At 37.8% G+C, this 12,441-nt stretch carries 12 protein-coding genes; all 12 read left to right on the top strand.

Annotated elements, in window-relative coordinates; genetic code table 11:
* Positions 1 to 68: 68 nt before the first annotated feature.
* The 12 genes from MW695_RS01785 to MW695_RS01840 all read left to right on the top strand — a co-directional run bounded on the left by MW695_RS01785 (position 69) and on the right by MW695_RS01840 (position 12,430).
* On the top strand, positions 69 to 1,151 hold the full coding sequence (locus MW695_RS01785; protein ID WP_247102380.1) for an ABC transporter substrate-binding protein: 1,083 nt from the start codon (positions 69 to 71) through the stop codon (positions 1,149 to 1,151).
* Between the two features lie 61 nt (positions 1,152 to 1,212).
* Entirely contained in the window at positions 1,213 to 2,934 is a 1,722-nt protein-coding gene (locus tag MW695_RS01790; protein ID WP_247102382.1) for an ABC transporter permease, read from the top strand.
* A 28-nt stretch (positions 2,935 to 2,962) separates the two neighbouring features.
* Complete coding sequence (locus tag MW695_RS01795) at positions 2,963 to 4,048, top strand: ABC transporter ATP-binding protein (protein WP_247102385.1); 1,086 nt, start codon at positions 2,963 to 2,965, stop codon at positions 4,046 to 4,048.
* A gap of 20 nt (positions 4,049 to 4,068) precedes the next feature.
* The gene (locus MW695_RS01800; RefSeq protein WP_247102388.1) at positions 4,069 to 5,091 is read left to right on the top strand and encodes an ABC transporter substrate-binding protein; all 1,023 of its coding nucleotides are present in this window, start codon (positions 4,069 to 4,071) and stop codon (positions 5,089 to 5,091) included.
* Between the two features lie 229 nt (positions 5,092 to 5,320).
* On the top strand, positions 5,321 to 5,482 hold the full coding sequence (locus tag MW695_RS01805) for a hypothetical protein (protein ID WP_247102392.1): 162 nt from the start codon (positions 5,321 to 5,323) through the stop codon (positions 5,480 to 5,482).
* A gap of 603 nt (positions 5,483 to 6,085) precedes the next feature.
* Positions 6,086 to 6,262: an aspartyl-phosphate phosphatase Spo0E family protein gene (locus MW695_RS01810; protein WP_247102394.1), complete on the top strand. Its 177-nt coding sequence runs from the start codon at positions 6,086 to 6,088 to the stop codon at positions 6,260 to 6,262.
* 203 nt (positions 6,263 to 6,465) lie between these two features.
* The gene (locus MW695_RS01815; protein ID WP_247102403.1) at positions 6,466 to 7,467 is read left to right on the top strand and encodes a LacI family DNA-binding transcriptional regulator; all 1,002 of its coding nucleotides are present in this window, start codon (positions 6,466 to 6,468) and stop codon (positions 7,465 to 7,467) included.
* 142 nt (positions 7,468 to 7,609) lie between these two features.
* A complete protein-coding gene (locus MW695_RS01820) occupies positions 7,610 to 8,521 on the top strand; it encodes a dihydrodipicolinate synthase family protein (RefSeq protein WP_247102405.1) in 912 nt (303 codons plus the stop codon).
* Between the two features lie 24 nt (positions 8,522 to 8,545).
* Positions 8,546 to 9,580, top strand: coding sequence for a TRAP transporter substrate-binding protein (locus MW695_RS01825; RefSeq protein WP_247102408.1), 1,035 nt, complete (start codon positions 8,546 to 8,548; stop codon positions 9,578 to 9,580).
* 77 nt (positions 9,581 to 9,657) lie between these two features.
* Entirely contained in the window at positions 9,658 to 10,161 is a 504-nt protein-coding gene (locus tag MW695_RS01830) for a TRAP transporter small permease (RefSeq protein ID WP_247102409.1), read from the top strand.
* Between the two features lie 16 nt (positions 10,162 to 10,177).
* On the top strand, positions 10,178 to 11,446 hold the full coding sequence (locus MW695_RS01835; RefSeq protein ID WP_247102411.1) for a TRAP transporter large permease: 1,269 nt from the start codon (positions 10,178 to 10,180) through the stop codon (positions 11,444 to 11,446).
* Positions 11,447 to 11,464: 18 nt separating this feature from the next.
* Entirely contained in the window at positions 11,465 to 12,430 is a 966-nt protein-coding gene (locus MW695_RS01840) for a phosphoglycerate dehydrogenase (RefSeq protein WP_247102413.1), read from the top strand.
* Positions 12,431 to 12,441: the final 11 nt, after the last annotated feature.

Consider the following 12,441-nt stretch of genomic DNA (forward strand, 5'->3'; position numbering starts at 1 on the left):
AATTGGTGTAGTTGTTGAAAGCGCATTCATTTATGATGTAATTAATCTTAATTAAAGGGGGATTTAAATTGAAGAAATTCGCATTAGTACTATTTATTATGATTCTAGGAGTGTTTGTAGTTGCTTGTGGTGATAGCAATAATGAGGAATCATCAAGTAATCAAAGTGAGAATGATGGGAACAATGAAGAAACTGATCGAGTTCTAGAAGGTTCTATTACAGCATATGTAGGTTTCCAAGAAGACCACGCAGTTGCTGCTATTAAAGAATTCGAAGAAGAGACGGGAATTGCCGTTGATATGATTCGTATGTCTGCAGGTGAAATACTCGCTCGTATTCGAGCAGAAAGAAGCAACCCGCAGGCTGATATTTGGTATGGGGGACCAGCAGATACTTTCGTAGCTGCTCAGCAAGAAGATCTACTTCATCCATATGTATCTGAAGTTGCTGTAGAAGGAATTCCAGAAGAATTCCGTGATGAAGATGGTTATTGGACAGGTGTTTACTTAGGTCCAGTCGGATTTGCAACAAACCAAAAATTTTTAGATGAACATGGATTAGAAGCGCCAACAAGCTGGGATGATTTACTTAATCCAGCATTTGAAAATGAAATCGTTATGGCACACCCTGCTTCATCTGGAACTGCTTATACTATTCTGTATACAGTTCTTGAAGTGCTGGGTGAGGAAAATGAAGAGGATGGTTGGGATTATCTACAACAATTACATCCACTTGTTCAGCAGTACACTACGAGTGGATCTGCACCTGGGCGTATGGTTGGAATGGGTGAAGCCGCTGTAGGTATCCTATTTGCTCATGATATTATCAAATATCAAAAAGAAGGTTACAGTGATTTAGTAATGACAACTCCGGAAGATGGTACTGGTTTTGAAATCGGTTCTGTTGCGATCATTGATGGTGCTCCAAATCAAGAACTTGCAGAGGTATTCATAGATTGGGCTTCAGGACCATCTGCTCAAGAAGTTGGACAAACAACAGATAATTTCCAAAACTTAACTCACAAAGAAGCTCAACAACCTGAACAAGCGATTGATCTTGATAATCTCAATTTAATTGAATCAAATCCTTTACGTGCAGGCGAGTTACGTCAAGGAATTATTGATAAGTGGGACAATGAGGTAAACAAGTAAATTCATTATTGGAGGGTGGGCACATTGTGCCTTCCCTTCTTATCAAAGGAGATTGATTAGAATGCTTAGAGATTATTACCAACATAATATTCGACCATTATTCTCGCAACCATTGCTCTTATTATTGGTCGTTTTAATTATGCTCTCGCTCATAACATTTATTGCCTTCCCACTTTTTAAAATTTTTATTACTAGTTTTATAAGTGAAGGTCGCTTTTCTTTAGTAGGCTATGAACGTGTATTATCGGGAGGAGAACTTTTTCAATCTTTAGTCAACTCTTTAGTATTAGCACTTATTGTGGCAACGCTTTCAACTGTTATTGCTTATTTCTTTGCGTATACATTTGCTTATATTGCAGTACCATTTAAAAAAATGTTTAATGGAATTGCTATCTTACCACTTATTTCTCCTCCATTTGTTATTGCTTTATCTGCCATTTTATTGTTTGGTCGAGGTGGCTTTATTTCTGAAATGATCTTCGGGATGGAACGCGCCAATATTTATGGACTTCATGGATTGATTTTAGTTCAAACGTTAAGCTTCTTTCCGGTAGGATTTCTTGTTCTGTCAGGTTTATTACGATCAATTAGTCCTGCACTGGAAGAAGCAAGTGATAATTTAGGTGCGAGTCGATGGAAAACATTCACAAAGGTTACACTCCCATTATCCATTCCAGGTATCGGGAATGCGTATCTTTTAGTCTTTATTCAATCAATGGCTGACTTCGGAAACCCGATGACAATTGGTGGTAATTACAATACGGTCGCACGTGAAATTTATTTACAGGCAGTCGGTAGTTATAATATGCAAGCAGGTGCTGCTCTTGCAATGTTACTACTTACAATTACTCTTATTGTATTCTCTATTCAAAAATTCTGGGTCGGTAAAAAAAGCTATGTCACGGTTACAGGAAAACCGACTTCTGGTCGAAAAATGGTTGAAAAAGGTAAGCTTCGTACATTTATGATTAGCACTTGTTATTTCTTATCTGGAACAGTATTGCTCTTCTACATACTTGTTCCAATTGGATCATTCATCAAACTTTGGGGTATTGACAACAGCTTTACACTCGACCATTATAGGTTTGTTTTCTCGATCGGTCAAAAAGCAATTGTAGATACTTTCCAATTGTCTTTAATTGCAACACCTATTGGCGGTCTGATTGCAATGATTATTGCATTTTTAATCATTCGTAAACGGTTCGCAGGTAAGAAGGCAATGGAATCGATTAGTATGCTAGCTATAGCCATTCCAGGTACAGTTATCGGTATATCATATATTCTTTCATTTAACACCGCTCCTTTGGCTATAACAGGAACAGCATTTATTATAATTGCAGCGTTCATCATTCGTTCGATGCCGATCGGAATTCGTTCAGGTATAACGGCGCTTCAGCAAATTGACCCTTCAATTGAAGAGGCTTCAATGAACCTTGGAGCAAGTGGACGAAAAACATTTTTCTCAATTGTTTTACCTTTGATTCAACCAGCCTTTTTCAGTGCGTTAATCTATACGTTCGTGAAAAGTATGACTGCAATGAGTGCTGTAATTTTTCTTGTTTCTGCAAAGTATAACTTAATTACTGCTTCTATTTTATCTCAAGTAGAATCAGGTCGAATTGGGGTTGCAAGTGCATATAGTACATTATTGATCATTATCATGGTGATCTCACTATTAATACTGAATGCGATAGTCAAATTCTACTCTATTGATCGAAAAGCTAAAAAACGCAGTAAGAATAAAAAGCATGTACCAATGCCTGAGGCGACTATTTCAAATTAAAAAGAATGATCAGGAGGTTTGAATAACAATGAATGCTAAAGAGGTATCAATTAAAAATATTACGAAGGAATTTACCGATGATCAAGGTAATAAAGTGAAAGCTGTTCATAATGTGAGTCTTACTATTGAAAAAGGTGAATTTGCCACACTATTAGGTCCTTCTGGTTGTGGTAAAACAACCACCTTACGAATGATTGCTGGCTTTGAAGATATTTCTGACGGGGACATTTATTTTGGAGACCAAAACGTCAAAAACATTCCAGCAAACAAAAGAGATTGCACAATGGTATTCCAATCTTATGCGCTTTTTCCCCATATGACCGTATATGAAAACATTGTATATGGACTAAAAATCAAGAAATTAAGAGATAATGATATAGATAAGCGAGTAGAACCCGTCATCGAGATTATGAATTTGAATGTTCATCGCGATAAGATGCCTAATCAATTATCAGGTGGTCAGCAGCAACGAGTAGCTCTAGCCCGGGCGCTTGTGATGGAACCAAGCGTATTGCTTTTTGATGAGCCTTTATCCAACCTAGATGCAAAATTGAGAATTACAATGCGTGATGAAATTCGTCGTATTCAAAAACAGGTCGGTATTACGGCAATCTATGTTACACACGATCAATCAGAAGCCATGAGTTTAAGTGATAAAATTATCGTTATGAATGAAGGGAAAATCGAACAAATTGGCACAGCAACTGAGATTTACCAGCGACCACAATCTAAATTCATTTCTGATTTTATCGGATCAGCTAATTTTCTTTCTAGTAAAGTGTTAGAAATTGTAAAATCTGATCAACTAAGAGTTAGTTATAACAACAGTGAACTTCTTATTGATCAAAAAAATGCTCAAGATTTTAATGTTGGCCAGCAAGTAGAAGTAGTTATACGTCCCGAATCGATTCAAATTAGTCATGAAGGAGATTTTGAAGCAAAGGTTGTCAAAAGCATCTTTATGGGTCAAACTCAAGAGTATGAACTAGAGTTTAATGATACGCTTCTTTTTGCAGTAGTATCGAATCCGAGTGGAGGAAAGACATATAATGAGGGTGAGCAGGTAGGACTTACTTTTGCAAGATCTTCTTTACATGTCGTTCCAAGTGCTTAACAACTTAGAGGTGAACAGTTATGAGCAGGAAGGCACCTTTCCTTTTGCTGTGCGTTTTAATATTAATAGGTGCTCTTTTAGGGTGCCAAACTAAAAATGAAGTAGGAAAATTAAACGTCTATGCAGGGATGTACCCTGACCATGCTATTAAGGCTATGGAACAATTCCAACGGGAAACGGGCATACAAGTGAATTTTATCCGAATGAGTAACGGAGATATTCTGGATCATCTGCAGAATGAAGCAGATGATCCAGTTGCAAGTGTTTGGTATGGTGGGCCTGCTGATGTATTCGCTCAAGCCCAAAAAGAGGGGCTGCTTCATCCCTACATTTCCCCTAATGCATCTTTTATCCCTGATATATATAAAAATGAAAATGGATATTGGACTGGTATTTATGTTGGTGTGTTATCAATCGTTGCCAACCGTCAATGGCATATCGAAAGAGGTATAGATCTCCCTTCTACATGGACTGATTTATTACGGTCAGAGTATCAAAATTGGATCACTCTTCCAGATCCAAGAAGTTCAGGAACAGGTTATCTCACTCTATCTTTATTCACTCAACTTTATGGCGAGAATGAAGGGTTTGATTTCTTACAATTGCTTGATCAAAACGTTTCTGAATACACATACTCGGGAAGTGCAAATGGTCGTAGCGTTGCGATGGGAGATCAGGCTGTATCCATCATGTTTGCTCAGGATGCCATTAAATTGTATAGAGAAGGATTTCGTGATGTCAGTGTGATCTTTCCGAAAGAAGAAACGACATATGAGGTCGGAGCAGTTGCTATCATAGCGAATTCTCCTCATCTTGAAGAAGCAAAGACATTTGTTGACTGGGCCTTAACAAAACAGGCTCAGGAAATCGGAAAACAAGTTGGTAATTATCAATTGCTAACTCACAAACTAGCCCAATCACCTGAAGAAGCAATTGACCCGGCAAGTATCCCTGTTATTGACTATGATATCTCCCAGTCTGGTTCAAATCGTAAAAGACTACTGAATCGATGGGAAATTGAGATCCTTATGAATCAGCGTTAAATCGTGTTAACAAGAGGTATCTTTATGTTGAAACGATGCTAGATTAAACGACTTTGAGACTCGCTGTTCGACATCAGGTATCAGGTTTGTTCTTTATTCGCCAAGCTTTTACAAAAATAGAAGAAATCCTACTTTATTAATGCTTGTCAGAACGATAAACTGACAGTATGATAGTAAACATGTGAGAGAATCATTTACTTAGATTGAGAGAATAAGGAGTATTCTACAAATGTCTGAGCAATTAACTGAACGAGATCTTAAAGAATTGTTAGTGTCGATAAGAGAGAAAGCAAACCGTATGACAAATGATGACTTAAAGGCGAAGGACGTCGTACAAGAGATTGCGACATATATTGAAAAATATCAAATCAAAACGCCTGTAAGTGAATAAGAAAAGGAAGCCGCTGAAAGAGGGAATACTCTATCGGTGGTTTTTTTATGCTATAGGAAAAAGGTACAAAGTAGAGACTGTAACGTTCACGACGAAAAATCAATCGTTTACGACAATTATGGCTAAAAATTGAAAATGATGGTAATGCATTCGTAGGTTAACTGAAAATGCTCATGAGCGACTAATAAATGAAGGAGAATGATAGATGCTAAAAAAATATGGTGCACTTGTCTTAACCGCCATTATGATTGTTTCAATATTACCTATAAGCGTAAGATAACAATGGTAAATGAACGTGAATGTCTCGTTGCGTCACGAAAAGTGAAGGGTCTACAAGAGAAAATCGCTCGTATTCGTTCAACTGTAAGAACGTGAAGTGCCATTCCTATCATTGATGATTGGTAGTGTTGAAGTTTGAATCATTATGGAATGAAATGTCTCATCACCGCAAAAAAATTGTACGAACGATGTCGGTTTTTATAGAACAAAGGACCAATGCTTTTTGACTTAAATTGTTGTCTATTCATCGGAGCTTTTGTCGAATCTCTTAACCACGGTGATTTGATATTGTAATATGGAGTTAGTCTAAAAGTAGGGGGAGTTATGGGCACTAAGACGTCACACGTTAGGATAGAGGTTGAAAAGCTACGCGCCATAATGATTCGCACGGGGTTAACAAAAGGGTTGGATCATCCGGAGACTCTTATGTATAGTCAAAAATTAGACAAGTATTTAAATTGTTTACTAGAAGATACTAGAAAAATAAAAAAAAAGAAATAGAATAATCAGTTTGTATATTCCACACCTGCTCTCATTATGATGTTTGTTGGTGTGGTTTTTTGTTTGAGGAGAAGAAAGGTTGGGTTGTTAATAACTAATTTAATGAAAGCGCTTGACAAATTGAATGATATTTATTAATCTGTAAATAACGAAATGCTATAACGTTTTAGCAAAATATAAGTATGGATTATTGGAGAGAATGTATGGCTACTATTCGAGAAATTGCTGAGAAGGCAGGAGTGTCTTCGGGGACCGTTTCATTTATATTAAATGGAAAAGCAGAGAAAATGCGAATCTCCGATGCGACACAAAAGAAGGTTTTAGAAATAGCTCGTGAGTTAGGCTACCTTCCGAGTATTTCAGCAAGAAGACTAAGAAACAATGATAAAAGTAAGATACCTGTTCTCACTATTTTATGGACACTTGATGCAAGAGCTTCATTGATGAGTCGCTTCCTACAAGGTATTCAGTCAAAATCTATTTATAAAGATGGGATGTTTGAATTATTAATTCAGCCATATGAAAACGGTAAATTGGATGAGGTAGAAAGTTTAAGAACAGGAACAAGATTTAATGGGGCGATCGTGGCGAACGCATCTGATGAGGATTTGAATTTTTTAGAAACAAATGATCTAAAGGTTCCTGTAGTTCTCTATCAGAGGTATTCAGATAAATACAATACTGTCAATGTGGATAGCTTTGAGACAGGAGTGGAAGTCGCTAAATATTTTGAAAGTAAAGGTCATGAGCGAGTGGCTATCGTAACTCCGAAGATTTCGTCACAAGCTGTTAGGCATAGGCAAGAGGGATTTTTAGATCGTGTCGAGAAAAGTAACATGGAGAACCTGTTCGTTCTAGAAGGTAATTTTACTGAAAAAGGTGGTTATGAGGTCATTCATAAGCTAGTAAGCAGTGGGAAGAAGATGCCCTCAGCAATATTCTTTTTAAGTGATCCGATGGCTATGGGTGCTTTAGCAGCTTGTCATGCTAATGGCATACGTGTTCCAGAGGATTTGGAAATGATAGGACATGATAATGATGTACAGACAGCTTTTACGACACCGCCGTTAACAACTGTGCATTTGCCTGTTGAAGAGATGGCCGCAGCTTGTGTGAATCAATTATTGAGTATGATGAATCATCAAATCTTGAAGCCAGAGGAAATAAGGTTTAAGACAGAAATCATGAAAAGAAGCAGTTGTTAGAAATAGTCAGTATCATTACTGGCTAACTATTTTACTTTTTGCTATAACGTTTTAGCAAATAGGGAGGTGATGGTAAATGTAGTCAATCACTTAGAAATAAGCTTTGAAATATGGAGAGAAATTATACAAGTAGGTGAAGCGAATGAAGAAATTATATGGTGTTACGACAGCTATGGTTACCCCGTTCGATAAGAACGGTACAGTAGATTTAAAAGCAGTTGAAGAGTTGACGGAGTTTTTGATTTCTAAAGGAGTTCATTGTCTATATCCACTTGGAACGACTGGTGAAATGCTTAAATTATCTGTTTCAGAGCGAAAGGCTATTGCGGAAACGGTCGTTAAGACGGCGAATAAGAGAATAACCGTTTATATTCATGTTGGGGATATTGTATTTGATAATGTAATAGAGTTAGCGAAGCACGCACATACTATTGGGGCGGATGGAATTGGAGCTGTTACACCTGTCTATTTCGGTGTAAATGAACGAGAAATGGAACATTATTATGTCAAGCTTTCAAAGAGCTTGCCAGTGGATTTCCCGGTGTATTTGTATAGCATTCCTCAATGTGCAAGTAATGAATTGTCAGTCGATGTAGTTGAAAAAATAGTTGAGAAATGTGAAAACGTTGTCGGACTTAAGTACAGCTTTCCGGATTTCACTCTAACAAGTAAATATTTAAATGTGAATAATGGAGATTTCGATGTCGTATTTGGACCGGATCACTTGTTTTTACCTGCTCTAACATTAGGTTGTACGGGAACGGTGTCAGGAGTATCTTCTGTCTATCCAGAACCGTTCGTTGCTCTCTATGATGCATATCAAGAAGGAAATATTGAAAAAGCGAGAGAGATACAGCGTATTGCGACAAAATATTGTGATGCATTAAAAAATGGTAGTAACATGTCTTATTTTAAAGAAGCATTAAAAATGCGTGGGTTGAATGGCGGTTATATGAAAGCACCTCATTTGGATATAACAGAAGATGAAATTGCCGATTTGAAAAAGAAATTAGAAGAAATTAAAGAGGACGTACACGTAATAGTAGAGCAGTAAAAAAAGAGGTAGGGGGAATTTATGATGAAACAAGGAATCCTAAGTATCTTAATGGTGAGCTTACTGTTGGTTGTAGTGGCGTGTGGAAATGATGGTTCAACTTCGACGACTGGTGATGATGGAGGGTCAGAGCAAGAGCAATATACGATTCGTATTGCTGGCGGAGCAGTAGGACCGGAGCATTCACTGACAAGGACGTTTCACTTCTTAAAAGAACAGCTAGAGGAGAACTCTGATGGTCGCTTCCAAGTTGATTTAAGCGTTGCGGGTGAGCTGGGGGAAGATCGGGAAATTATTGAGGCTATGCAAATGGGAGAGGTACATTTGGCATCTCCTTCACCTGCTGCATTAGGTGGTTTTAATAAAGGGGTCGCAATTCTTGATATGCCATTTTTGTTTACGAGTCGTGATATTGCATATGAAGTTCTAGATGGAGAGCCAGGGAAAATGATATTAGAAGGTTTAGATGGTGCGGGATTAAAAGGATTAGGATACTTTGAAAACGGTTTCCGTAATGTAACAAATGATACAAAACCAATTGAATCGATAGAGGATTTTCAAGGGCTTTCGATTCGTACAATGCAAAATCAAACGCATATTAGAGCGTGGGAGCTACTAGGGGCTAATCCAACTCCGATGGCATTTGGTGAATTGTATACGGCGTTACAGCAAGGAACAGTAGATGGGCAAGAAAATCCATTTGGGTTAATCGTAGCGAATAAATTCTTTGAAGTTCAGGATTACTTAACAGTAACCAATCATGTATACGCTCCCAATGTTATTATTACCAATTCAGCTTTCTATGAAGAGCTACCTTCAGACTTGCAGCAAGTATTCGATGAGGCAGTAAGTGAAGCTATTGAACACAATCGGGAGCTTGCTCAGCAAGAGGAGATTGATGCAAGGGCTGAACTAGAAGAGCAGGGCATGGAAGTGTATGAGTTTTCGCAGGAGGATCTTCAGCAGATGCAAGATATTACATTAGAAGTGTATGACGAATTTAAAGACGATATAGGGGAAGAGGTTGTTGATTTATTCTTAGAAGCTTCACTTGAATAATGTAGTTTGCTTGAAGGAAGGTATTCAAGTCCTTCCTTCAAGTGTTAATAAGACACTATCCTCTAGGAGGAATGGAAATGAGCATTTTGAAGAAAATAAATGAACATCTTGAGGAATGGATCTTGGTTTCGTTACTTGCTGTGTCATTAACATCTATTACGATGCAAATTACGATGAGATTTATCTTTGATAATTCGCTTGCTTGGTCAGAAGAGCTTGCACGATATTGCTTCATATGGTTGATCTACATTGGGATTGCTTATGGTGTGAAGCGCTCGAGACATATTTGTTTAGATGTGGTGTATGATATTGTCCCTGATACATTGAAAAAAGTAATGCTACTTATATCGAATGTATTAGTAGGATTATTTGCTCTTTATGTCATTTACTATAGTGTGTTTCTGATAGAGCAACTAACGAACTTTAGTCAAACGAGTGCAGCGATGAGAATTAATATGATTTACGTGTATCTCTCAGTGCCAATAGGAATGACAATCACATTATTGAGGTTAATTCAGAACTTAGTACATGTCATTCGAAACTGGGATTCGATCTTGACAGAAGAATTAAAAGAAATGTAGTGATAGGGGTGAGGATATGGTTGCTGCGATATTATTCGGTTCATTTCTTCTTTTTATGTTACTCAAAGTGCCGATCGGTTTTGCCTTAGGACTAGCGTGTCTTGTTACTATCTTTTATAGTGGTGCAGTCTCTCCTATTTATTTAGTACAAGGATTAGTGACATCTGCGGACTCGTTCCCTTTAATGGCGATACCGTTTTATATTTTAGCTGGTGAAGTAATGGGTAAAGGCGGTATTTCTAAAAGGCTATTTGGTTTTGCCAAGATTTTCGTCGGTAATATTACTGGTGGTTTAGCGATTGCTACAGTTGTAACGTGCATTTTCTTTGCTGCTATTTCTGGCTCAGGTCCAGCGACCGTTGCTGCTATTGGAGGGATGGTTATTCCTTTAATGGTTCAGCAAGGCTATGATAAGAAATTTGCTACGGCTATTATTGTTGCTGCTGGAACAATTGGCGTAATCATTCCCCCAAGTATTCCGATGGTTATCTACGGAGTCTCGGCGTCTGCATCGATTGGAAGTTTGTTCTTATCTGGTATTATTCCAGGTTTGTTAGTGGGGCTTATATTAATCTTGTATAGCTATTTTTATGCGAAGGTTAACAATTACCCAAAGGATAACTTGAAGCTATCTGCTAGTGAGATCGCAAAAGAATTTCTAAGTGCTTCATGGGCATTAATGATGCCCGTCATCATTTTAGGAGGAATCTATGGGGGTGTGTTTACCCCAACAGAGGCAGCTGTTGTAGCAACCGTATATGGGCTCATTATAGGGTTATTTGTCTATAAGGAATTAGCCTTTAAGGATTTATTCCGTGTGTTCAGTAACGCTGCACTCACGACGGCAGTTATTTTAATTATAACGGGTACAGCTACGTTCTTTGGAAGACTTCTATCAATTGAACGAATACCAGATATGGTTGCGACGACATTAACGAGTATGACCGATAATCGAATTCTCCTGTTGTTATTAATTAATGTTTTCTTAATATTAGTTGGGACATTTATGGATGTGATCGCATCAATTATTATTTTAACACCGATTCTGTTGCCAGTAGCATTGGAGATCGGGGTCGATCCCATCCACTTTGGAATTATTCTTGTCGTTAATCTGGCAATTGCTTTAATTACACCACCTATAGGAGGTTCCTTATTTGTTGGAATAGGAATATCGAGGTTATCTGTCTGGGAAATAAGTAAAGCCATCGTTCCAATGTTCCTATTAATGATATTAGCTCTATTTATTGTGACGTATTTACCACAAATTAATGTGTTTTTACCTTAGAGAAGTGAGGGATTAGAGATGGAAGCAAGAAAGAAAGTATTAGTAACGGCAACGAACTATTCAACGTTATGCAAAGAGGCTAAATTTTTACTAGAACAGAACCAAATAGATGTTATTGAAAATCCAAATGATCGGCCGATGACTTTCGAAGAGTTGAGAGAGGTCATATCAGATATTGATGGAGTCGTAGCGGGAGTAGATAGTTGGAATGAAGCGGTATTTCAATTGGCACCTCATCTGAAGGTGATATCGAGGTTTGGGGTTGGGGTAGACAATATCGATTTAGAGAAGGCGAAGGAATATGGCATTCACGTAACGAACGCTCCTCGATTAAATTCGAATGCTGTGGCAGAATTAACGATTAATCTTATCTTAAATAGCTTACGAAATACGGTTCTTTTGCATCATACGACTCAGCACGGGAGTTGGGATCGTTTTGTAGGTGTTGAGCTCAAAGGGAAAAAGGTCGGGCTCTTAGGATTTGGTAATATCGCTCAAAATGTAGCGAAGAAACTGCAAGGATTTGATGTGGGAATTTATGCATACGATAAATATCCTAATGACGCTATTGCAGACAAATACAATGTTGCGTTTATGTCTTATGAGGATATTTTAAGGAAGTGTGATGTGGTCAGTATGCATCTTCCACATATGAATGAGACTCATCATTTTATGAATAAGGAGCGGTTTCAGCAAATGAAAGAAGGGGCCTACTTTATTAATACATCGCGTGGAGGACTTGTTGATGAACACGCCTTGTACGAAGCACTACATTCTGGACACTTGCAAGCTGCTGCTATTGATGTGTATGAAGAAGAGCCGACTAAGTCTACAAATCCGTTGTTTCAGCTTAAGAATATTATAACGACACCACATACTGCCGCTGAGACTTATGAAACGTATCATTTAGTAGGACTTTTAACAGCGCAAGCTATCATTGATGTATTTCAAAATAAGAGGCCTGCTAATCTAATGAATGGGTGAACGAATATTAA

The organism is Halalkalibacter sp. APA_J-10(15) (assembly GCF_023017105.1).
GTDB lineage: Bacteria > Bacillota > Bacilli > Bacillales > Bacillaceae_D > Halalkalibacter.

Bases quoted from the DNA above. Each gene is read 5' to 3' on its own strand.
- MW695_RS01835 (WP_247102411.1), top strand. From the start codon at position 10,178: ATGGTTGCTGCGATATTATTCGGTTCATTTCTTCTTTTTATGTTACTC.
- MW695_RS01790 (WP_247102382.1), top strand. From the start codon at position 1,213: ATGCTTAGAGATTATTACCAACATAATATTCGACCATTATTCTCGCAA.
- MW695_RS01805 (WP_247102392.1), top strand. From the start codon at position 5,321: ATGTCTGAGCAATTAACTGAACGAGATCTTAAAGAATTGTTAGTGTCG.
- MW695_RS01830 (WP_247102409.1), top strand. From the start codon at position 9,658: ATGAGCATTTTGAAGAAAATAAATGAACATCTTGAGGAATGGATCTTG.
- MW695_RS01795 (WP_247102385.1), top strand. From the start codon at position 2,963: ATGAATGCTAAAGAGGTATCAATTAAAAATATTACGAAGGAATTTACC.
- MW695_RS01815 (WP_247102403.1), top strand. From the start codon at position 6,466: ATGGCTACTATTCGAGAAATTGCTGAGAAGGCAGGAGTGTCTTCGGGG.
- MW695_RS01825 (WP_247102408.1), top strand. From the start codon at position 8,546: ATGAAACAAGGAATCCTAAGTATCTTAATGGTGAGCTTACTGTTGGTT.
- MW695_RS01800 (WP_247102388.1), top strand. From the start codon at position 4,069: ATGAGCAGGAAGGCACCTTTCCTTTTGCTGTGCGTTTTAATATTAATA.
- MW695_RS01820 (WP_247102405.1), top strand. From the start codon at position 7,610: ATGAAGAAATTATATGGTGTTACGACAGCTATGGTTACCCCGTTCGAT.
- MW695_RS01810 (WP_247102394.1), top strand. From the start codon at position 6,086: ATGGGCACTAAGACGTCACACGTTAGGATAGAGGTTGAAAAGCTACGC.
- MW695_RS01840 (WP_247102413.1), top strand. From the start codon at position 11,465: ATGGAAGCAAGAAAGAAAGTATTAGTAACGGCAACGAACTATTCAACG.